At 51.6% G+C, this 21,207-nt stretch carries 18 protein-coding genes; 9 read left to right on the forward strand and 9 right to left on the reverse strand.

Features of this window, described 5'->3' with window-relative positions; translation table 11 throughout:
• Window positions 1–110: 110 nt before the first annotated feature.
• The 3 genes from EIZ37_RS19460 to EIZ37_RS19470 all read left to right on the forward strand — a co-directional run bounded on the left by EIZ37_RS19460 (window position 111) and on the right by EIZ37_RS19470 (window position 2,728).
• Window positions 111–1,607, forward strand: coding sequence for an LCP family protein (locus EIZ37_RS19460; RefSeq protein ID WP_134686440.1), 1,497 nt, complete (start codon window positions 111–113; stop codon window positions 1,605–1,607).
• A 267-nt stretch (window positions 1,608–1,874) separates the two neighbouring features.
• Window positions 1,875–2,183: a hypothetical protein gene (locus EIZ37_RS19465; RefSeq protein ID WP_134686441.1), complete on the forward strand. Its 309-nt coding sequence runs from the start codon at window positions 1,875–1,877 to the stop codon at window positions 2,181–2,183.
• An 80-nt stretch (window positions 2,184–2,263) separates the two neighbouring features.
• Window positions 2,264–2,728 carry a hypothetical protein gene (locus EIZ37_RS19470; protein ID WP_134686442.1) on the forward strand — a complete coding sequence of 155 codons (465 nt, stop codon included), beginning with the start codon at window positions 2,264–2,266 and terminating at the stop codon, window positions 2,726–2,728.
• Here EIZ37_RS19470 and EIZ37_RS19475 read toward each other — a convergent pair.
• Window positions 2,725–3,621: an NAD(P)-dependent oxidoreductase gene (locus EIZ37_RS19475; protein ID WP_134686443.1), complete on the reverse strand. Its 897-nt coding sequence runs from the start codon at window positions 3,619–3,621 to the stop codon at window positions 2,725–2,727. The two genes, EIZ37_RS19470 and EIZ37_RS19475, sit on opposite strands and share 4 nt — an antisense overlap.
• A 198-nt stretch (window positions 3,622–3,819) precedes the next feature.
• On the opposite strand from EIZ37_RS19475, the gene EIZ37_RS19480 reads away from it, so the two are divergent.
• Window positions 3,820–5,820, forward strand: coding sequence for an oxidoreductase (locus tag EIZ37_RS19480; RefSeq protein ID WP_134686444.1), 2,001 nt, complete (start codon window positions 3,820–3,822; stop codon window positions 5,818–5,820).
• 63 nt (window positions 5,821–5,883) lie between these two features.
• Here EIZ37_RS19480 and EIZ37_RS19485 read toward each other — a convergent pair whose 3' ends face one another.
• From EIZ37_RS19485 to EIZ37_RS19490, 3 genes are read right to left on the reverse strand one after another with little or no spacing between them, the layout of a single operon-like run.
• Window positions 5,884–6,084, reverse strand: coding sequence for a GNAT family protein (locus tag EIZ37_RS19485; RefSeq protein WP_167569026.1), 201 nt, complete (start codon window positions 6,082–6,084; stop codon window positions 5,884–5,886).
• Window positions 6,081–6,254, reverse strand: a complete 174-nt coding sequence (locus EIZ37_RS26085; protein ID WP_167569028.1) for a GNAT family protein — start codon at window positions 6,252–6,254, stop codon at window positions 6,081–6,083. Before EIZ37_RS26085 ends, EIZ37_RS19485 begins: the two co-directional genes overlap by 4 nt.
• Window positions 6,251–10,543, reverse strand: coding sequence for a GGDEF domain-containing protein (locus tag EIZ37_RS19490; protein WP_134686446.1), 4,293 nt, complete (start codon window positions 10,541–10,543; stop codon window positions 6,251–6,253). The genes EIZ37_RS26085 and EIZ37_RS19490 overlap by 4 nt, the downstream gene beginning before the upstream one ends.
• Window positions 10,544–10,801: 258 nt before the next feature.
• On the opposite strand from EIZ37_RS19490, the gene EIZ37_RS19495 reads away from it, so the two are divergent.
• Entirely contained in the window at window positions 10,802–11,098 is a 297-nt protein-coding gene (locus EIZ37_RS19495; RefSeq protein ID WP_134686447.1) for a hypothetical protein, read from the forward strand.
• Window positions 11,099–11,147: 49 nt separating this feature from the next.
• Window positions 11,148–11,999, forward strand: coding sequence for a YtnP family quorum-quenching lactonase (locus EIZ37_RS19500; RefSeq protein ID WP_134686448.1), 852 nt, complete (start codon window positions 11,148–11,150; stop codon window positions 11,997–11,999).
• 28 nt (window positions 12,000–12,027) lie between these two features.
• Here EIZ37_RS19500 and EIZ37_RS19505 read toward each other — a convergent pair whose 3' ends face one another.
• Window positions 12,028–13,017: a beta-ketoacyl-ACP synthase III gene (locus EIZ37_RS19505; protein ID WP_134686449.1), complete on the reverse strand. Its 990-nt coding sequence runs from the start codon at window positions 13,015–13,017 to the stop codon at window positions 12,028–12,030.
• Window positions 13,018–13,207: 190 nt separating this feature from the next.
• Between EIZ37_RS19505 and EIZ37_RS19510 the strand changes: the two genes are divergently transcribed.
• Complete coding sequence (locus EIZ37_RS19510; protein ID WP_134686450.1) at window positions 13,208–14,437, forward strand: MDR family MFS transporter; 1,230 nt, start codon at window positions 13,208–13,210, stop codon at window positions 14,435–14,437.
• Window position 14,438: 1 nt separating this feature from the next.
• Here the strand turns inward: EIZ37_RS19510 and EIZ37_RS19515 are convergent, their stop codons facing one another.
• Window positions 14,439–15,239 carry a GDSL-type esterase/lipase family protein gene (locus EIZ37_RS19515; RefSeq protein ID WP_134686451.1) on the reverse strand — a complete coding sequence of 267 codons (801 nt, stop codon included), beginning with the start codon at window positions 15,237–15,239 and terminating at the stop codon, window positions 14,439–14,441.
• Between the two features lie 166 nt (window positions 15,240–15,405).
• Here EIZ37_RS19515 and EIZ37_RS19520 point away from each other — a divergent pair, with 166 nt between their 5' ends.
• Both EIZ37_RS19520 and EIZ37_RS19525 read left to right on the forward strand, forming a co-directional pair.
• Window positions 15,406–16,347, forward strand: a complete 942-nt coding sequence (locus EIZ37_RS19520) for an ABC transporter ATP-binding protein (protein WP_134686452.1) — start codon at window positions 15,406–15,408, stop codon at window positions 16,345–16,347.
• On the forward strand, window positions 16,340–17,323 hold the full coding sequence (locus EIZ37_RS19525) for an ABC transporter permease subunit (protein WP_407921158.1): 984 nt from the start codon (window positions 16,340–16,342) through the stop codon (window positions 17,321–17,323). The genes EIZ37_RS19520 and EIZ37_RS19525 overlap by 8 nt, the downstream gene beginning before the upstream one ends.
• Window positions 17,324–17,391: 68 nt before the next feature.
• Here EIZ37_RS19525 and EIZ37_RS19530 read toward each other — a convergent pair whose 3' ends face one another.
• The 3 genes from EIZ37_RS19530 to EIZ37_RS19540 all read right to left on the reverse strand — a co-directional run bounded on the left by EIZ37_RS19530 (window position 17,392) and on the right by EIZ37_RS19540 (window position 21,058).
• The gene (locus EIZ37_RS19530) at window positions 17,392–18,636 is read right to left on the reverse strand and encodes a hypothetical protein (RefSeq protein ID WP_134686454.1); all 1,245 of its coding nucleotides are present in this window, start codon (window positions 18,634–18,636) and stop codon (window positions 17,392–17,394) included.
• A 109-nt stretch (window positions 18,637–18,745) separates the two neighbouring features.
• Window positions 18,746–19,315 (reverse strand): RNA polymerase sigma factor, encoded by a 570-nt coding sequence (locus EIZ37_RS19535; protein WP_134686455.1) that lies wholly within the window; start codon window positions 19,313–19,315, stop codon window positions 18,746–18,748.
• A gap of 60 nt (window positions 19,316–19,375) precedes the next feature.
• A complete protein-coding gene (locus EIZ37_RS19540; RefSeq protein WP_134686456.1) occupies window positions 19,376–21,058 on the reverse strand; it encodes a DNA repair helicase XPB in 1,683 nt (560 codons plus the stop codon).
• Between the last annotated feature and the right edge of the window lie 149 nt (window positions 21,059–21,207).

Consider the following 21,207-nt stretch of genomic DNA (forward strand, 5'->3'; position numbering starts at 1 on the left):
ATTCGGCAAACAATGAAACATCAGAAAAAGAAAAAGAGACAAGATGTTTTGATTCCTTACATAAAGTAGTGAAACGACATGACCAATACAAAGTAAGGAGTTTGATGGTTATGCCAGATATCAGTGCGACCGTTCAGGAAAGTTCTCATACACGAAGACAAAAACAGAAAAAGCCGGTTCGGCGCAAAAACAGACGCCGACTTTTTCTTTTGTTCAGTCTCTGCTTTTTATTGTTGATTGGCGGAGTGGCAGGAGCGTTCTTCTGGAAAGTGGATGATGCCATTAATGTGATCAGCCAGCCGAGCAGTGTTCCGTCAGCGGTTCCCGTCGATCCGACTTATCATCAGGATAAACCGTTATCGTTGGTCATTCTCGGACGTGATACCCGTCCGGAGACGGGTACGATGCTGACGGACGTTATGATCGTATCGGTACTGAATCCGAAGACCAAACAGGTGACGATGCTCTCGATTCCGCGTGACACACGGGTAAAAATCCCGGGTTACAGCGGCTACCACAAAGTCAATTCCGTCTTTGCCAATGGGGATGCGGAGCGCCGCCAGGCAGAAGTGAATGGACGAACCCCTGAGGAAGACGGGCCGTCACTGACGAAGAAGACGCTGCAGGAGCTTGTAGGGATTCCGATTCAACACTACGTGGAAGTTGATTTTGAAGGCTTCAAAGCGATCGTGGATGAGCTAGGGGGGGTAGAAGTCAATGTCGACCGCAAGCTTGTGTATGATGACCCGACAGACGATACCCACATTAACCTGGAACCAGGCCAGCAGCTGCTGAACGGAAGCCAAGCCCTCGGTTATGTGCGCCACCGCCATGACAACCGGGGAACCAAATATTATTCCAGCGACTATGACCGCAACCGCCGCCAGCAGGAAGTGATACGCGCGATGGTCAGCAAAGTCACGTCCTTTGACGGGATCACCAAGATCTTCAAACTGATTGATGTAGGTGCCCAGCACGTAAAAACAGACCTTTCCCCAGAGCAAATCAAGGGGTTGGCGACCGATTTCATGAAAATGGATACATCCTCCATTACGACTCTGGAAAACGGTGCCTATTGGAATGCGGGCACAAGCTATACCTACTTGCCTAAAGAAAAACTGGAGGAAATCCGCGCCACCTTGCAAGCGCAAATGGAGCTTTCTCCGGATATGATCGCGGAATTGAACAAAGAATCCGTGACTCGCAATTCGGCGACCGAATCCGCCTCCAGCAGCAGTGATAAGCCGAAAAAGAAGAAACAATCGACCGAAGTAATTGCAAAACCGGTGCAGCAAACGAAGCCCGCAACGGAAACACCTGCAACAGATGCGCCGGCAACCGATCCGACAGCACCTCCAGCGGGTCAAGTGAAAGGGCAGAATGGTGAGCAAACCGAGAATCAGACAACCCCGCCAGCCGGTTCCACTGATCCAGGCGTAATCGATCAGGTGAATCAAGGGACGATGCCGCCACCGGACATTCCGGTTCCGGAGCAAACCGAGCAGCCTCCTGCAGCCGACCCGTCAACAACCCCGCCTGCTGATACAGGAGAGCAAACCCCTCCAGCCAGCACGGAGGAGCAAGGGGAAGACGGCGAGCAGACATAAAATAGGAATGTAAGTAGAGAATGCCGCTGCTGGCAAGCAGACGGCATTCTTTTTCTTATGTCGATAAGAATTTATAAAATTCTCATCGACATAAGAGCAACGAAGCTCCGCCAAAGACTTGGCGTAGCCAAGTTTTTTCTAACTTCCGGAAAAGAAATGTTTGCAGACACGAAAACCGTGGTATGATAGTATATATAAATAAGACAGATACTTCTGATAATTCCAAACACCCATTCAATCGTTCCAATACTGCGGGGAGGGATAGGGATGACGCTCTTTTTAGTCAACGTGTTTTTAGTGATCTTGTTTCTGTATTTGTTCAGCCGCCAACAGCACGATGAGATCATTTACGACGAAGAATATTTCCTGCAAAACCCTTCTGCGCTGGATGAGTACCATCAGATGCCGATTGATTTTCAACAAGCATTTTTTCGTAAGCACAAAGAGTGGATCAAGGAAAAGTATATGCGGGGCGAAAGCTATGTATTGGGATATTGCCCGAACAAAGAGGTGCGCCGCGCTTGGCTCAGCGAATTTATGACCAATAAAGAACTAAATACGTCAACCCCTTCCTAGTGAAGGGGTTTTGTGTTGATAAACATGGTATACTGTTGGGAGGAAATCGTAGAGTATACAGTACGGAGGTCATTTCATACATGTTTGAACAATTGTACGAGCAGCTCGACGCGCTGCTTTCCCAGCATGGCATCATGACAAATGTGCTTTTGAAAAGCGAACGGTCTTTGCTGGAGGAAGAAGAGCAGCTGCAAATGGAGCTTTATTTTGCTGCGAGTGATGATGAAGATCTTCCCCTGGCAACCATTCATCTCTTCCCCATCGATGAGGAGACTTGTGAAATCGAAGTGGAAATCAGCTTTGATCAACAGACGCGGCAGCTACGAGAGGCCGCTATGCTCTGGCAGCAAGCACAAAGCATTGTGGCAGAAATCTCCATGACGGAAAAGAAGCGGTATCTGTCCGCCGAACAGATCGCAGAGCATCTGCTCATCCTGGACTATCATTTTGTCGTAACCATGCCGCAAAACGAGCAGGACAGATCCGCTTTTGTGGATACCCTGGCTCGCTTTGCGACTGATCTCGGAAAATTGGTCCGGCTTTAAACGTTCAGCGGAGCCTGGACCACGACGCCGTTTTTCTCTTCGTATATTTTAAAGAGTGCCGCCATATCTTCCTTCGGATACTTTTCCTTCGCGAGTGCGTACATCTGCTCGGCCAACTGGTTGATCGGCATTTCGATGCCATAGGTGGCTGCAAGGTCTGTCGCAATCTTCATATCCTTATGCAAGAGCTCATTGCTGAAGCGCGGTGCAAAATCACGCTGGTGCACCAGTGGCACGATCCGATGCAGCATCTTGCTATCCCCTGTGCTTACCGCAATCACTTCTTGCATCAGACGCGTATCTACCCCTGCTTTGGTCGCCAGTGTAAAAGTCTCAGCCAGAGCAGCGGTATGCACCCCGATCAAGTAATTATTCATCAGTTTCACAAAGCTGCCGCTGCCGACCTCCCCGATATGGAAGAGGTGCTTACCCATCGCCTGGAGGACAGGCAAGGCACGATCGTAATCGGATTTCTTGCCTCCGCACATGATCGCCAGCGTGCCTGCTTCTGCGCCCATAGGTCCGCCGCTCAGCGGTGCGTCCATGAAGGAACCGCCCTTCTCTGAGATGGCTTCCAGACAACGCTGATTGGTCAGCGGACTCACCGTGCTGTGGTCAACCACCAGCTTATTGCGGAGGTCAGCTTCCAAGATCCCGTTTGCTCCAAAATACACTTCGTCGATGGTAGCAGGGAGCGGCAGACAAGTGAGCAGGATATCTACACGTTCTGCTAATTCACGCGGATTCGCCGCTTCGAAGGCGCCGAGTGAGATGGCAGTATCGATCGGCCCGCGGCTGCGTGAAACGACATGGACAGGAAAACCAGCCTTCAGCAGATTGCGAACCATCGGCAGCCCCATCGTGCCAAGTCCGATAAAACCGATTGTTTGCATGATTACGAGACCTCCTTTTTATAGCTACAAGCATAGTCTAGCGTTGTATAGAGGAGCGGACAAGGGTCAACGGGAAAATTATCGGCAAAGCAGGAATTTTTCCAGTGAAACCAGAATGATTATGGGAAGGAAAATGAATGAGCATTCATTCGTAAAAAATGCCAATATTCAATCGATCCAAAAAGGTGGGAGAAGGATATGCTTGCAAACGTGTTTACACCGATTCGATTGGGAGCGCTTACACTTCCGAATCGGATCATGATGGGCTCGATGCACGTAGGTCTCGAGAAGCTGGAGGGAGGGGTCAACCGACTCGCGTCCTTCTATGCAGAGCGCGCACGGGGGGAAGCGGGCTTGATTGTTACCGGAGGGATTGCGGTATGTCCAGAGGGCGGCATGGGGGAAGCGTACTGCAATATCTACCGGGATGAAGATGCCGAGAGGCTGCGGCCGATCCCGGAAGCCGTACACCAGGCAGGAGGCCGAATCGCCCTGCAGCTGTTTCATGCAGGCAGGTATGCTTATAAAGAGGCAACGGGCTTGACGCCAGTCGCGCCTTCTCCCCTGCAAGCGCCGATCAATCGCACAGCGCCGCGAGAGCTCAGTGCCGAAGAGATTGAGCAGACGATCCAGGCGTTTGTGCAGGGAGCGCTGCGGGCCAAGGCGGCAGGCTTCGACGGTGTAGAAATCATGGGTTCGGAAGGCTATCTGATCAATCAATTCCTTTCGCCCGTCACCAATATCCGTACGGACGAATGGGGAGGAGACTTTGAGCGCAGGGCCCGTTTTGGGGTGGAAGTCGCCAAGCAGGTGCGGCAAGCTGTCGGAGAAGACTATCCCGTTATTTTCCGGATGTCCGGTCTTGATATTATTCCGGATAGCACTACACCGGAAGAAACGCTTCGTTTCGCCCAGTTACTGGAGCAGGCAGGCGTGGACGCACTGAACATCGGCATTGGCTGGCATGAGTCGCAAGTCCCGACGATTTCCATGATGGTTCCGCGGGGTTCTTACGTCTGGGTAGCCAGACAGGTGAAGCAAGCGGTGCGGATCCCAGTCATTGCGAGTAACCGGATCAACGATTTGCGTCTGGCGGAGGAGATCCTGCATGAGGGACAATGCGATCTGGTCTCGATGGCCCGACCGTTTCTTGCGGATGCCTATTTGGTACAGAAAAGCAGGCAGGGTGAATTTGATCGGGTAAACACTTGTATCGCATGCAACCAAGCATGTCTGGACCATATTTTTGCCGGGGTGCCCGCTTCCTGTCTGGTCAACCCAATGGCTGGGAGGGAGACGGAGCTTGCGCTTGTGCCTGCTGAGGTGAAAAAACGTGTCGCGGTGATCGGCGCCGGTCCGGCTGGTATGGAAGCGGCACGTGTACTGGCCGAGCGCGGGCATCAGGTCACGATGTACGAAAAGCAGTCCAGCATCGGCGGCCAGCTCAATTTTGCCAGAAAAGTACCCGGAAAGAGTGAATTTGACGAAACCATCCGCTATTATCAAACGGAATTGCGTCGATTAGGCGTAGAAATCCGCTTAGGCTTGGAAGCGAGGGCGGAGGAGCTGATCGGGGAAGGCTTTTCGGAAGTCGTCATCGCGACCGGGGTGATCCCGCGTCGGCCAGAGATCCCGGGCATCAATCTGCCGCATGTGGTCAGCTATACACAGGTCTTTCGCAAGGAGGCCAAGGTAGGTGAACGTGTCGTCCTGATTGGGGCAGGAGGTATCGCTTGCGATCTGTCTCACCTGCTGGTACACAACCACGCGATGCCGGCACAGACCAACCGCTACCTGCTTGAGCAGTCCTTGCTGGATGCCAAGAGCATGGCAAGGTTGAACCACAGCGGTCGAAAAGTGACCATGCTGCGCCGAGGAAAGCATGTCGGAACAGGGCTTGGCAAAACGACAAGATGGGCAGTGCTAGCCACACTCAAGCGTCAAGGTGTGGAGATGAAGACGGAGATCGAGTACAAGGAGATCACGCCCGAGGGTGTCACGGTATGGGAAAAAGGGGAAGAGCGGTTCATCCCGGCAGACACGGTCATCATCGCTGCGGGGGCGATGCCGGATAAGGGCCTGTATGAAGAGCTGCTCGGAAAGCTTCCCGTCCATCTGATTGGCGGGGCGAAGGAAGCGGGAGAGCTGGATGCAAAGCGAGCAATTTTGGAAGGAACGCTAATTGGACGGAAAATATGAGAGCAGAAAAAAAGTCTTGGTGACGTGACCAAGACTTTTTTTCTGTATCGGAAAGGACAAGCTTTACGACGATTCAACCATGGATCTTACCAGGAGCTTGCCGTTTCCTCGATTCCAATACGAAATCTCACCGATAAACTGGTCTGTTCCATAGATGATTTCATCTGCATCATCCCCGTAGTCGATCTTGCTTTGGCAATCTACGGGGTAATACTGGACATACCCGATGGGGACATGTTCAAATTCAATGATGCCGCGTGTCACTTCCTCGTCTTCATCCATATAAAAGTTTTGATTGACGTTTCGGTGTCATGCAGGTTGTCTCTTCCTTCATAATACGCTAGCACGGTTGGTTTGGAGAGCCATTGAACCAGTAATGGCTTATCGTCTTCTGTCAACAGTCTCACGGTTAAACGATCCTCTCGAAAAATCATGAGCCATTGCTCCTTTCTCGTCCTTGCTCCATCTCCCAAGCGGCCACAACCCGATTTTTCCCTGACTTTTTCGCCACGATTTCCGCATCATCGGCTAACCGGACGAGATCATCCACCGTATCTGCGGATGCATGGGCCAGGGTAGAAACGCCTACGCTGACAGTGACTTTGTATGCTGCACGGCTGTCAAAAGCTTCCTCGATCTGCCGGCGTATCTCACGGGCGAGCCGAAGTGCGTCCGCACCGCTCGTTTTGGGCAGGATGAGCAGCAGTTCCTCTCCGCCGTAGCGGCCCGGAATGTCATTTGGCCGTAGCACTCCCCGCACAATCTCCGCAACCTCGCTCAAGACGCGGTCTCCTTCCTGATGGCCGTGCAGGTTGATCAACCGGAAGTTATCGATATCCAGCATAATGACGGATAGATCCAGATCGTATTGCTTTGCCAGGAGGAGTTCCTTGGACAAACGCTCCATGAAAAAGCGGCGCTGATAGAATCCGGTCAGGCCATCAATCATCATCTCCATATATAAAAGAGCGTTCGCCACGTGCGGCTTGATAAAAGACAGAAAATGCTCCATGTGTATCCGATTCGTTTCAGCGAGTACGGATGAATACACTTCAAGCGTAATTGTTTGTTTCCCATGCTGATACAAGCTGATCCGATAAGGCTTTGCGGTGAGTTGATTGATATGAGACCGCAGCTGCGACACATCTTTTACCGTGCCAGAAGCGCGATAGAACACCTTCTCCCGGCGAAACAGCAGCTGAAAGTCAATTGCGATCAGCGTGATCGGGAAATATTCAAATAAGGCATGGCTTAGCCGCTGCAAGGTTTTGCCCAGCTCCAGCTCTTCCGTTACTTGTTCGCTTAGCTGCATGATGATTTGCAAATCAAGCGAATATTGGAGCAGCTGCTTTCGTTCCGCCAAGAGCTGCTGCACTTCGGGTTCCATGGCCAGTGGGGCGTTCGCCGGTACGTACTCCGGCAGCATGGCATCCGCCAATGAGCGCTTCATTTCTTCCGCATAATCGCTTTTTTCGATCAGCTGATAAATATTGGATGCACGACGCATGGCGAGAAGGGCTCGCTGCTTGTCTCCTGTTTGCATGTTCCATTCGGCGGAAAAGCGGAAATAATCCGGCCAGAATATATCATAGGCGAAGGTATGCAAAAACTTTTTGAGCTGATCCAGCCAGTAAGGCGTTTCTTCCGAATGCTGCTGGAGAAGCAAAGCAATCATCTCCCGCAGGGCCCAGCCGGAAAAGATGCGGGATCCGTTCGCAGCGATCGCTTGCTTGAACAAACGAATGGCATCCTCACTATTCCCGCTCTCAATCTGATACAGCGCATCAATGAATAAGGTTGCATCATTTTCTTCAGCCCAGACGGTTGGCGGAGGGAGCGGTTCGCTGCGGCGAAAGGCAGCATAGCGACTGATGATTTCCCAATAAAAGAAGGCGTAGTCGCTCACATCCAATTGCAGCAGCTGCTTTTCAATGGTTTCAAACAGCGACCAATCTTTCCATTCGCAAGCATACAACAGTTGATGATTCAAAAACTGATCCCGCAGATCGGTCCGTTTCCACTCCTTAATCTGCCGGGCGTGTGCCAGGTAGTGACGGTAATCGATCGTATCACCCAAGTAAAGGGCCATTTCCATGCCGTTAATATAGCTAATTTCCTCTTTCATGATAAAGCCGAAGCGCCGAGCCAAGGCCAGTTGCCGTTGATTGTAGGTATGGGCGATCTTGATGTTTTGATGAAACAAATAGGAGTTGTACAGCTCGATCAGCAGGTCGTGATAGGTTGAATGTGAAAGCATGGACTCCAGTTTTTGACGAAGAATGGCTGCCCATTCCTTGTGCTCCGGAAAATAATCAAACACAAGGACTACATAAGACAGGGTAAACTCAGCAAACAAATGCTTGGAAAGAGAAGCGCGCTGCGGGTAAAATTCCTCCCGGTAAAATCGATCCAACACTTCCGCGCCTTCTCGCAGCAACGGCGAAAATAAGTTGAGATGGGCAATCAGATCGGCAGCGCGAGACCGATCGTTCAACGGTTGCCGGCGATCCTCCAGCAAGGTAAACAGCTCCTGTTTCGTTTGGGGCACGTCCAATTGATTGGTATAGAGCAAAACACGCAGGAGCGAAAAGCGGTCAAATGCTTCGCCAGTCTTTTGCAGAAGCGCACGGGCAGTCTGGGCAGCTTGTTCATATCGATACAGCTTTACATATGCTTGATATAACAGTCGATCCCAGCAGATAAGGCGGTCTCGCTGCAGCGCCTGCTGCAGCTCCTTGAGGCTTTCCAGCAGCCCTTTACGGCGTTCGAGGCTCAGCAGGCTTCGAATTTTCCGATAGTAGCGGATAAGAAAATAGTATTCCCGACGTTTGTCACCCGCCAGCATGCTTAGTTCGATCAGCTGCGGCAACAGAGAGGGACGGAAGCGGTGCTGATAGGTCAATGCATGCCGGTAATAGTGCTGCTGCTCATGCTGCGGCAATTGATACAACGCCAATGAAGCAACATCAACAGGCACAAAAATCCGGTTTACGCTGTAGACATGCGCAAGACCGAGCCGTTGGAAGCGGTCCAGTGCCTTATAAAGCTCTTCCACATTCAATCCATTTGCCTGAAAAATGGATTTGGCGCGAACCGGCCGAGGCAAGCAAATGAGGATGCGCAGGATGTCGAGCTCATTTGGAGACAAGGCGGACAGACGCCGTACGATGATTTCACGAATCGATGCGCGCAAGTCTTCGGCAGGGAACATTTCCTGCTGCCGCCATCCGGCTGTGGAAAAGGTCAAAATCCCCCGCTGCACCCAGTCCTCCACCAGTAACCTGACATGAATATAGTCTGCTTGGGCGTCGTAAACCTGCTGGGTGAGCCGCTCTAGCAAAAGCGGGTCTACTTTGCCTAGCCGGGAAGACAGGAGATGTCTGTACATTTCTTTGCTTTTTTGGACGATGGGAACATTACGGATCGCTTCCTCCAAAAAGAGAGAAGGCTTTTCCCTGCCGCTGAAGACCAGATACACGCCATTCAACCGCTCCCCGTATGTCTTCCAAAAATAAATGAAGACCCGCTGCGAGTCCTCGTCCAGATTTTCGCAGTCTTCCAAGGTGTAGAAGAAGCTTTGCTGTTCAATGAGAGGAGAAATTTCGTGATACATTTTGAATAACCATTCGGCCAATAGCTCGACGATTTCTCCGCCTGTATTATGTTCACCGATAATTCGTTCAAATTGCCGCAGCAAACGGTTCAACGGGCTGCGGGCAAACGGCATCCGGGCGTTGGCGTAAGCGACTGTCCGCTCTATCAGTTCACGCAGGCATGAATAAGGGAGATTCAGACAATTGATCGGGAAAAAAACATGTTTTTCAAGAGATGCATTCAGATGCTCGTTATAGACATCATACCGGGCTGCTTCGTCTGTGCTGATTAAGCTGAATAGGCAAGCTTCTTTCTTTTGCAAAAAGGAGGACAAGACTTTTTTATCTTCCGGCAAGATCGGCGGTGTGATCGGATGCAAGTATTCCAAGCCGGTATGGACGTCAGCACTGAGCTTGGTCATTTCCGAAGGATGTCTGAAGAATGCTCGTTCAACGATTTCAGAAGCCGAATGAAATTGCTCTGGTGTTTGAATAAGCTGTGTGCTCAATTCCAACAGCGGTTCAGGCAATGCATCGGGCATCCCATCAAGATCGTCAGGAAAAGATTCCAACGCCAGCCACTTGATCAAAAGACCGATCCCGTAATAATCAGCAATGCGCGGCATCACATGGTGACGTGCATAAGGTGACAAAAATGCGAAGGGATAATCAGGCAGTGCCTTGTCGACAAAGGGATAAGCATGAGGAAAAGGCTGGACATCCAGCAGCACCTCTCCTGTTTTCGTATGAAAATAAATCCGTTCTGGACTGAGAATCCCCATGACAAAGCCATGCTGATGAAGCTGATCGATTGCCCTCGACAGCGAGGACAGCAGGTTGATCCAGTCTGTTTCATCCAGCCTGGAGGCGATCTCGACAAGGGGGGAGAAACCGGCTGGCAATGGTGGCAGCGGGACCGTCAAACCATCTGATTCTTCAAACCAGGTGAGCGGACGGCGATACCATGGGCCATTGGCCGCATATTGCCAATGCCGCAAACGTTCCTTGATCACGCTCCTGGGGAAATGGTCCCATGTATGGTGGTGAAAGCGAATGGCCGAGCCTTCTTCATGATGAAGAAAAGTAGCTAGGCGCTGCGTATGGTTGACGATGTGCAAGGTGTGGTCCATGCCGCTTCCTCCCTGTTCCGTTCACAAAATCGTAATCATAATTGTAAACGAAACTTCACATTTGGAAAAGAAAAATCACTCTGAATGGTAAGAAGATTGAGTGATTTTGCTGGTCAGACAAGCTAGGTCTTTGGTATGATCGGTACAGGAATGTCGGCTTATGAGAGGTTTTGTCGAAAGTCTTCCTTTTCTTATGTATTCATAGCAAAATAAAAACACAATAAACGATTTTGTAAGATCATGTTAGGGGGCATCGCCATGGGCGATAACGGCATACTATTAGGAAAGCGCCAATTCCTGTACTTCACAGAGCAAACCGTAAAAGTGGAAGGATGGACGTTCTCATTAGCCCCTGATTTCAAGACAATTGCGGGTGGGAGTGCCAATCCGATTCAGACGCTGATCAGCATCTACCGGGAGTCAGAAAAAGTGGCACAATTGCTCCTGACTCACCGACGTGTGGAATCAGACCTAACCGTACAAGCGGTCTCCAGTGAAATCTTATTGGAAATTATGCCACAGTCACGTATGGTTCAAGTCACACTTAAAGGCTAAGCACCCCATAGCAGGGTGTTTTTTTTCAGAGAAAAAGGAGGAAGCAAACATGGACAAGCTTTTGCTTGGGGATTTCGCATTGCATTGGCTGCTGGGCGGCCTTACCCAGTTGGATGGGGGGGCGATGTTCGGCGTGGTTCCAAAGCCGTTGTGGAGCAAACGTTATCCGAATAATGAATTAAATCAAATTCCGCTGCGGGCGGACCCGATCCTGGTAGAAGCAGGCGGAAAGCGTCTATTGATCGAGTCGGGGATGGGCGTGAACCGTTTGTCCGAAAAACAAAAGCGCAATTTCGGGCTGCAGTCGGAATCGCAGATCCATGAGTCGCTAGCACAGCTGGGGCTTACGGTAAACGACATTGATATCGTCATGATGACGCACATGCATTATGACCATGCCAATGGCCTCGTATCGAAAGAGGGGGATCGGCTGACCTCCACGTTCCCGAATGCGGTGATCTACGTATCGGAGACGGAATGGAATGAGATGAGAAATCCCAATATTCGCTCGCGCAATACGTACTGGGAGGAGAATTGGCGCCCCATCGAAGGGCAAGTCCAGACGTTTTCAGCAGAGCTGGAGGTAGTCCCGGGAATTACAATGATCCATACAGGCGGGCATAGCGACGGACACGCAATCGTCCGTATGGAAAGCAAGGGAGAGCTTCTCCTGCATATGGCGGATCTGATGCCGACCCATGCCCATCAAAACCCGCTTTGGGTAATGGCTTATGATGATTATCCGATGACTTCGATTTTTGCCAAGGAAAAATGGCTGTCGGAAGGGATCGGCAGCGGGGCATGGTTCACGTTTTACCATGATAACGTGTACCGCGCGTTGAAGTGGAATGATGCAAATGAAATCATCGAAAAGCTGGAGATACAAAGAAGGCACCTGTAAACCGACAGGTGCCTTTCCCATCTTTCCATTAATAAGTGAGGACCACGCATCCCCATACCAGACCGCCGCCAAAAGCCAGCAGCATCAAGGTATCTCCCCGCTTGATCCGCCCCTCTTTGATCGCAGTGTGCATAGCCAGCGGTATAGTTGCAGCAGAGTTATTGCCGAAGTCGGCTACCGTGCTGATCATTTTTTCCGCTGGTACCTCCAGATGCTCCGCGACCGCATCGATGATTCTCTGGTTGGCTTGATGCGGGATAACCCAGTCAATCTCGTCCAGGCTCATCCGGGTCGCGTGCAGCGCTTGCTTGGCCGCTTCCGTCATGGAGGTGACAGCCAGACGAAAAATCTTGCGTCCTTCCATCACGATCTTTGCTTTTTCCGCTTGATCATTCGGTTGAGGATGACGGCTTCCTCCTGCAGGTACGTAAAGAGAAGGGAAGTAGGTGCCATCTGCATGAGTAGCGGTATAGCGGATACCAGTTTCTGCTTGTGGAGTGGCAGAATCATCGCGGGAGAGGACGAATGCGCCTGCTCCATCGGAAAAAAGAATGCAAGTCGTGCGATCGGTGTAATCCGTGATTCGTGAGAGCGTGTCTGCTCCTACGATAAGTATATGCTGAAGCTTTCCTGTCTGAATAAATTGCTCAGCGGTCTCCAGGGCAGAGAGAAAGCCGATGCAGGTGGCGCTAAGATCATAGGCAGGGATGGTCCGACAGCCGAGGCGTTCCTGCAGCAAGCACGCTACCGGGGGAAACTGGTGATCCGGTGTGGACGTCGCCACGATCAGCATGTCGATATCCGCTGGGGTAAGTCCAGCGTTTGCGATCGCTTCTTTTGCTGCAAAATAACCCAGATCGGATGTTGCCATGTCAGGAGGGGCGATACGCCGCTCGCGGATGCCTGTGCGTGACACGATCCATTCATCCGAAGTATCCACCATTTGCTCCAGATCGGCATTGGTAAGAACTTGATCGGGTACATACGATCCGATTCCCCGAATCACTGCTTTAAACATCATCATCACCTCTTTTGTATTTGTGATCTGATTATAACACTAACTATTAGCACCTGGTACTAAAATATGAAAAAAATTTTTTTGAAAAGGCAAGACGAATCCATCAGAATTATGTAAAATGAGGAAACTAATTAAAATAGTAGAAAAAATGCGCCGAATCACTACGCATATGGAGTGGGGGAAATCTGACATGAACAGGCTGCGTGCTTTTTTGCAGGAGTACCATCCCATCGTACACTCGCTCGTCGTGGGGACAATCTTTGTGCGTGCTGCCGGATCCATGAGCATGCCGTTTTTATTTTTATACTTGTCCAAGCATACGGATATGGACGCAGCTACCATCGGTTTGACGATTGGAGCGGGGGCGCTGGCGGGTACCTTGGGAGGATTCGTCGGGGGGGCTCTATCAGATATGATCGGGCGCAGGCGCATCATGCTGTTTGCCCTCTATGTATGGATCTTTGTCTTTTGGGGCTTTGCCTATGGGGAGAGTCCGTGGTTTTTCTTGCTGCTGAATCTGCTCAGCGGACTGTGCCGATCGTTCTATGAACCCGTATCGCAAGCCTTGATGGCTGATCTGACTCCGCCGGAAAAACGATATCGCGTATTTGCGCTGCGGTATACCGCGATCAATATAGGCGTGGCGGTGGGGCCGATCATCGGTGCTCTCTTTGCGGTGCAGGGCTCCCCGATGCCCTTTATCCTGACAGGCTGTATTTATTTGCTTTATGTGATCAGCTTGCAATATCTGCTGAACCGGTTTGGCATCAAGCAGATCGAAGGACAAAAGAAAGAGCATGTCACTCTCCGCAAAGCATGGGACGTGGTCATCCACGATGCGGCTTTCCGTTTTTATGTGACAGGCGCTATTCTGGGTGCAATCGGCTATTCGCAAATGTCCAGCACGCTGTCCAAATTCACCGAGATGACGATGCCGGATGGGATCAAGCTGTTTGCGATCTTGATGAGTGTCAATGCCATCGTAGTCGTCGTCATGCAGATCCCGTTTGCACGCTGGGCGGAAAAGCGGACTGCGATGACCAGCATCCTGGTCGGAAATGCCTGTTATGCGCTTGGAGATTTAGGCTATGCCTTTGCGAATAGCTGGACGATGTTTATCATCGCCATGACGGTCTTCACGTTTGGGGAGATTTTGACCTTTACGGCATCGGATGTGATGATCGATCGTCTGGCTCCCGAGGAGATGCGTGGAGCGTACTACGGAGCAAAAAGCTTCAGCAACCTGGGGCAGTTTATCGGTCCGTGGATGGGGGGCTTTCTCCTGTCACAGTATGGTGGGCAGACGTTGTTTGCCACAGTGGCAGCCATCTCGATGCTCGGCAGTGTGTTTTATTGGGCAGGTGGCCGTGTGTATACCAAAAAGACCGGAGAGACGATCAGTCGCCAGCCGGTCCAGTAACCTATTCCAATGCTTGCATGATTCTCTGGGCCATCCGTTCGTACCCCGCGTGATTGGGATGGAAGTGGTCGGAGTACAGATACGCCTTTTCTTTACGGAAAAAGAGATCATAGGTCGGAACCACGATGACATTCGGACGGCGGGCGGCGAGATCAGCTGCCTTGCTGTTCCAGGCCAGCACGTATGGAGTCGTGTCCGCGCTCGCTTCCGTATCGCCGAATGGATTGTACAAAGAGGTATAAATGATCGGGGCTTTTTGGTTCAAGCTCCGGATCTGGTCCAAAATTTGTTCATAATTGGTCGCCAAGCTGTCCATCGCTGCGGCCAATTTTTTTTCGTCTAATTCCGCGATATCGCCGCTCTGGCGAAACAGGTCGTTACCGCCGATTGTAAAGAGAATCAGGTCCGCTTCGCTCAGCAATTCCTTCACCTGTGACTGCTGCAATTGTTCCAGCAGACCGGATGATTCCAACCCGTTAATGGCCAGATTGGTCAAGATGGGAGAGGCTCCGCGCCGTTTTTCCAAGGCATCCTTTATCAGACCGACATAGCCTGTGCCATTGGCATCCCCGGCGCCGCGTGTGAGCGAATCGCCGAGCGTGACGACTTTTAGCTGTCCTTTCGCAGGCAGCGGAGTAGAGGCTTGATCGTTCGGTTGTTCGGTGACGGGGGTGCCCAATGGGGCCGTACGCAAGGGCGACGGATCAAGTGCGAAAACGAATCCGACGGCAAACAAAAGCAAGGAGAAGAGCGATAGGGCAAATGTGAATCGCCAGAGCGGCTGGCCAGCAAAAAGCCGCATGGTCAAAGCCTCCTTTTCTCTGTCTGAAATGCACCGTGATTGTTCAAGTGGGTGGGTTTTTGTTCAGGCAATGATATAATGAAATTGTTTTCCATACGATGGTAGTGTATCACATCTGGACGAGATTTCGCAGGATTGAAGTGCGAGAAGGAAAGGTGAGGGCGTTTTGGCGGAAGTGGTGCTCTCCGTCACCGGTCTGAAAAAAGCGATCGGGCGGCGGCCAATCATTCATGATATCACATTTGAAGTATACAGCGGCGAAGTGTTCGGCTTTCTGGGACCGAATGGCGCAGGCAAAACGACAACCATCCGCATGCTTGTCGGACTCGCCTCCGTGGATGGGGGCGAAATCAAGGTAGGCGGAATCTCGCTCCAGGATCGTTTCCCGGATGCCATTCGTCAGATCGGCTGTATCGTAGAGAATCCGGAGCTGTATAAATTCATGACTGGTCGTGAAAATCTGGAGCATTTTGCCCGGATGAGCGGGGATGTCTCACCGGAACGGATTCAGGAGGTCGTCGACTTTGTCGAGCTTACAGAAGCCATTGATGATAAGGTGAAGACGTATTCCCTGGGTATGCGGCAGCGGCTGGGGATCGCGCAGGCATTGCTGCACCGACCGCGCCTGCTGATTTTGGACGAGCCGACCAATGGCCTTGATCCGGCGGGCATTCGCGAGCTGCGTCAGTTTATCCGCAAGCTTGCAGAAGAAGAGGGGCTGGCGGTCTTTATCTCCAGCCATTTGCTGAATGAGATTGAAATGATGTGCGATCGTGTCGCGATTATCAATAAAGGCAGGGTCATCTCGGTCGGGGCTGTGGATGCCTTGATGGAGCAGTTCGCCGACCGTGTGGAATGGACGTTTTCTTCAGCAGACATGGAGCGAGCGGTCGTGCTGCTGAGAAGCCTGTCGTATGTCTCGGAAGTATGGACGGAAGCGGAAAAAGTAAAGTGCAGGATGGACACGGATCACATTTCCACGGCCAACCAGGCATTGGTCCAGGCAGGGATACGCGTGGAAGGGATCGCTGCGAAAACGGTGACACTGGAGGATCTCTTCTTGTCGCTGGTCGGAGGAGGTGACGGACATGAAGAGCACGATGCTTGATCTGGTCCAAAATGAAACGATCAAACTGCTGCGCCGCCGCCGATTTTTGGTGATTGTACTCATCCTGGCCGTCTTGATTCCGATTTTCACGTATGCCCAATATCGGCAAGTGCAGACTGCCCAGGAACGGATGGGGACCTCGGACTGGCGGGCGCTTTTGACCCAGCAAATCGTGGATACGCAAAACCGGCTCGCTTCCAGCCGGTTGCCGGAGGAATGGCGCCAATACCTGAAGATCCGCATCGAGCAGCAGCAATACTATCTGGATCATGACATCAACCCGAATGCGCCGGGAGGACCTTCGTTTGCCAGAGGGTTCATGGATCAAGCGATCGCTTTGTTTCTTCCGTTGATGATCGTCGTGCTGGCGGTGGATCTGGTCTCAGCGGAATACAGCGAAGGCACCATCAAGCTGCTGTTGACCCGACCGGTGCGAAGGTGGAAGGTATTGACCAGCAAACTGTTGACCTTGATCCTGTTCATCTCTCTGACTATCCTGGTGGCCTTGATCATGGCTTATCTGATATCGGGCGTGATTTTCGGTTATGGCGGCTGGAATTTACCCGTCTTGACTGGTTTTGAAATCGTCGGCAGCGAGCTGGATACATCCCGTGTCTTCATGATTCCGCAGTGGCAGTATTTAGTGATGCAATACGGACTGGGATGGTTTGTGTGCCTGATTGTCGGGGCGATCTCCTTGATGGTGTCTGTCCTGGTACGCAGTGCAGCTGCAGGGATGGGCATCATGATGGCAGCCTTGATCAGCGGTTCGATTCTCACGCAAATGGCCTCCTCCTGGGAGCAGGCCAAATATTTGTTCATGGTGAACATGCAGCTTACGGACTATTTGGCGGGAACCTTGCCGCCGATAAGCGGCATGACGCTGCCCTTCTCGTTAACCGTGCTGAGTGTGTGGGGAGCAGCTGCCTTGATTGTCGCGTATACGGTATTTATTCGAAAGGATGTCACGTCCTGAAGATTGCTTAGCATGAAAAAGAGAGCACCCTGGCTGTACAATGTCGGGATGCTCTCTTTTTTCGTGCTTTATTTGGCGGTCCACGTCAGCTCTTTGGCTAACTGGATCAATTCCTGCAAGCTGATTCCGTTCGCCGTGAGAACGACATACAAGGTGTCGTCTCCTTTTGTCGTGTAGAAGTGGACAGCATGCTCGGAAGTTCCTTGGTAGGTCACCCCGATCGCACGCTCCGTACCGATCTGGAAGACTTGGGTTTCGGTAAACGTGCCGGGAACCGACAAGCTATGCTCGCCAGCGGATTGACGAGTCACTTCGATCTTGATCGGATCGGAATTGCGATGGTACATAATCGACACATTGCTTACCTTTTTGCTTGTTTCCGATTCATAGCGGAGCGAGACGGATGAAAGAGAGAATCCTTCCGGCAGCTTGGCGACGGACGGAATGGACACATCCGAGGCATGGCTGGCGGTTTCTACATCCGTAAAGGTAGAAAGCGTGATTTGCGCTTCCTGAGCACCTGCTTCCGGTGCTTCAGCGACAGAAGTCGGAGCGTTTGGTTCAGCCGCGATTCCGGCAATGCTGGCGATGGAGCCCGTCTTGGCCTGCTCCACTTGATCCGCCAATGCATGCTCTTCGCCCGTAACAGGAGCAGGGCCTTGAAACGTAGGTTGCTGTTCGGCTGCAGCAGGTGCTTCTTTTGCGGCAGCGTTTGACTGTTTACTGCGAGCGGCCAGCATGTGGTCTGCAGTGCCTGTCGGAGCGGATAGAACAGCTGGAGGCTGACTGATAGCCGCAGTGCTCGCTGGTTGCTCCTGTTTGGTCGCTATTTCTGGCGATTGGCTGGCTGCAGGGGAAGTGGTTGAAGGAGCCGTTTCCCCGGGTGTTATCTGCGCAATGACTTGGCCGCTATCGGATTGTTTGATAACAGGCTCGGCCGCTCCCGCAGGCTGCCCTGAATGGTTCGAGGCGATGCTCGGAGCCGAGCTTTCCGGATTGCTGCCGGGTGCAGTGGTTGTCGTAGCCACTTCAGCCTGTTCGGAACTACTTGCAGGTGCCTGGATTGCTGCCATATCCAACTGCTTTCCGTTCATCATTTGCATGCTGATCAGGCCGATTGCCAATACCGCTGCGGCAGCGCCCGCCCAGCCCCATTGCTGTAAACGCCATGGGACTTGCTTACTCGCAGGAGGCGGCAGGATAGTTTCCGCTGCTGCCGTGACTGGCGGAATGGCATGAGGCCCCGAAAGCTGATAAACGGCTTGCATGATTCGATCTTCCAATTGCGCAGAAGGTTGCGGAAACTCTTTCATGAACAAGGCCTCCTCGCTTGTGAAGTTCGCTTCTACCCAATTCAGACAATCATCACACGTTTCAATGTGCGTTACGTCCATGCTGTCTGCATCGTGCATCCAATGTCGTCTAAATTCCTGGCAGTTCATGAATGAGCCCTCCTTCCTTTCGACTTAAAATTTTCGCTAATTCTTGACGTGCACGAAGGTATCGGACGCGGGCGGTCGATTCGGCCACACCCAGCAAGGCAGCGATTTGTTCAAAAGGATATTCATGTGTGCAACGCAGGACGATCACTTCCCGATAGGTATCGGAAAGCATGGCAAACGCTTCTTCGATTTCCCGGCGCTGTTCCTTGCCCATGAGAGATTCCTGCGGAGATTCCTCCCGATTTTGCGAGGGAACATAGGCTAACTGTTCATCGGATTCGGTATATTTTTGCCGTCGCAAAAAGTCAATGGTACGATTGCGAGCCATCGTGTGCAGCCAAGTCGAAAATTGGCTGTCTCCCCGATAGGAAGAAAGCTTTTCGTACGCTTTGACAAATACCTCCTGGGTCAAATCTTCGGCATCGGAGTGATTGTTTACCATTTTGTAAATAAAAACAAAGATCATTCGTTGATAGCGTTGAATCAATTCGCGGTATGCTTCGATGTCACCACCTAAGATCCGCTGGATGATTTCGGCATCGGAATGCATCGATCTCCGGCCTCCCTTCCCTTTATCTGACGTTCTTCTTTTTCTGGCGTTTCACTTGAATCAAAAAAGATCATTCATTTCCAAAACTTCATAGCGGTAGCCTTGTTCAATCAAAAACAACTGGCGATGCAAGGCGAAATCCTGCTCGCGCGTGTCTCTTGTCACCAAGGTATAAAAGTGAGCCGTGTTGTCCGCAGCTTTTGGGCGCAAAATGCGCCCGAGCCGCTGGGCTTCCTCCTGACGCGAGCCAAACGTGCCGGAGATTTGGATGGCGACATTGGCATCGGGAAGATCGACGGCAAAATTGGCGACTTTGGAAACGATCAGCTGTTTGCAGGAACCGTTTTTAAATTGCTGGTAGAGAAGAGCGCGTTCCTTTTCCGGCACCTTGCCCGTAATGAGCGGGATGTGCAGGGTGTCGGCCAATTCTTGCAGCTGATCCAGGTATTGGCCAATGATGAGCACGCGGTCGTTTGCATGGCGCTCTAACAGCTTTTTGACGGCCATAGCTTTATTCGGATTTTCGGCCGCAATCCGATATTTTTGCTGCGGGGTTGCAAACGCGTATTTTTCGCGCAGTCTGGGCTCGATCGGCAAGCGAATTTCCTTGCAGACCGCCTGCGCAATCCATCCTTTCCCCTCCAGATCCTTCCAAGGGAGATCATACTTCTTAGGCCCTATCAATGTAAAGACATCATCTTCCCGCTGATCCTCGCGCACGAGGGTGGCTGTCAGCCCGAGGCGGCGCTTGGCCTGGATCCCGGTGGTCATGCGGAAGATGGGAGCAGGCAGGAGATGGACCTCGTCATAGATGATCAACCCCCAGTCACGTTCGGTGAACAGTTTGAGATGGGGGTATTCCTCGTCTTCGCCTTTCGGACGGTAGGTGAGAATCTGGTAAGTAGCCACAGTGATCGGCTTTACTTCTTTTCGCTGGCCGGTATATTCTCCTACCTGATCGGCAGTGAGGGTCGTTTTATCCAACAATTCATCGATCCATTGCCGAACCGAAGTCGCATTGGTCGTCAAGATCAACGTAGCGGTCTGCAGCTTCTCAATCGCGCCGATGCCGATGATCGTTTTGCCGGCACCGCAGGGAAGGACGAGCACGCCGCTGCCGCCCATCGCCGAGCCGCCTGCGTAAAAGGTATCGACAGCATCCTGTTGATAGGAACGAAGCGAAAACGGTTTTCCGGTTGCTGTCTGCGAACGCAGCTGCAGGGCCAAGGGTTCTCCTTCCGTATATCCGGCGACATCCTGGACCGGATAGCCGAGCTTAATCAGTTCTTGCTTGATCACCCCGCGAGTATGCAGCGGGATGCGATATGCATGAGAGGAGAGCTTCTCCTGAATGTAACGTTCCAATTGTTTATAGCGGGTAAGCTCTGTCAAAAGCAGCTCATTCTCGCTGACCAAGACGAGAGCATCGTCCCATTGTTCGAGGCGAATCATTCCATAGCGCGACATCTGTTCCTGAATCTCCCCTACGATCGCGGGCGGGACGCCGAATTTGCTGTAGGCAAGGAGTGACTGAATGATCGACTCCGCCGAATAGCCGCTAGCAGACGCATTCCACAGCGAGAGCGGGGTAATCCGATACGTATGGATATACTCCGGACTTTTCAGCAGCTCGGCAAAGCCGGATAGTGCCTGTCTGGCTTCCGAAAAGAGCGGGTTATGAACCTCCAGGAGGATGGTTCGATCGCTTTGCACGATAAGGGGCAGCTCCGGATTGTATGTCAACTGGGAACACCTCGACAAAAGAAATAATAGTAACATGGTAACATATTTATATCTATGATGAAAAATGGCGAAAAGAAAACAGGTTGGTAAATCATAGAAGCAGGAGAGAAAATAATTTCAGGTTAATGTATTTACAATATTCAGAAAAC

The sequence above is a fragment of the Brevibacillus migulae genome, from assembly GCF_004521915.1.
GTDB classification, from domain to species: Bacteria; Bacillota; Bacilli; order Brevibacillales; family Brevibacillaceae; genus Brevibacillus_F; species Brevibacillus_F migulae.

Excerpts from the sequence above, each read along its gene's own strand:
- EIZ37_RS19460 (WP_134686440.1), top strand. The coding sequence starts at position 111 with ATGCCAGATATCAGTGCGACCGTTCAGGAAAGTTCTCATACACGAAGA.
- EIZ37_RS19465 (WP_134686441.1), top strand. The coding sequence starts at position 1,875 with ATGACGCTCTTTTTAGTCAACGTGTTTTTAGTGATCTTGTTTCTGTAT.
- EIZ37_RS19470 (WP_134686442.1), top strand. The coding sequence starts at position 2,264 with ATGTTTGAACAATTGTACGAGCAGCTCGACGCGCTGCTTTCCCAGCAT.
- EIZ37_RS19475 (WP_134686443.1), bottom strand. The coding sequence starts at position 3,621 with ATGCAAACAATCGGTTTTATCGGACTTGGCACGATGGGGCTGCCGATG.
- EIZ37_RS19480 (WP_134686444.1), top strand. The coding sequence starts at position 3,820 with ATGCTTGCAAACGTGTTTACACCGATTCGATTGGGAGCGCTTACACTT.
- EIZ37_RS26085 (WP_167569028.1), bottom strand. The coding sequence starts at position 6,254 with ATGATTTTTCGAGAGGATCGTTTAACCGTGAGACTGTTGACAGAAGAC.
- EIZ37_RS19490 (WP_134686446.1), bottom strand. The coding sequence starts at position 10,543 with ATGGACCACACCTTGCACATCGTCAACCATACGCAGCGCCTAGCTACT.
- EIZ37_RS19495 (WP_134686447.1), top strand. The coding sequence starts at position 10,802 with ATGGGCGATAACGGCATACTATTAGGAAAGCGCCAATTCCTGTACTTC.
- EIZ37_RS19500 (WP_134686448.1), top strand. The coding sequence starts at position 11,148 with ATGGACAAGCTTTTGCTTGGGGATTTCGCATTGCATTGGCTGCTGGGC.
- EIZ37_RS19505 (WP_134686449.1), bottom strand. The coding sequence starts at position 13,017 with ATGTTTAAAGCAGTGATTCGGGGAATCGGATCGTATGTACCCGATCAA.
- EIZ37_RS19510 (WP_134686450.1), top strand. The coding sequence starts at position 13,208 with ATGAACAGGCTGCGTGCTTTTTTGCAGGAGTACCATCCCATCGTACAC.
- EIZ37_RS19515 (WP_134686451.1), bottom strand. The coding sequence starts at position 15,239 with ATGCGGCTTTTTGCTGGCCAGCCGCTCTGGCGATTCACATTTGCCCTA.
- EIZ37_RS19525 (WP_407921158.1), top strand. The coding sequence starts at position 16,340 with ATGCTTGATCTGGTCCAAAATGAAACGATCAAACTGCTGCGCCGCCGC.
- EIZ37_RS19530 (WP_134686454.1), bottom strand. The coding sequence starts at position 18,636 with ATGAAAGAGTTTCCGCAACCTTCTGCGCAATTGGAAGATCGAATCATG.
- EIZ37_RS19535 (WP_134686455.1), bottom strand. The coding sequence starts at position 19,315 with ATGCATTCCGATGCCGAAATCATCCAGCGGATCTTAGGTGGTGACATC.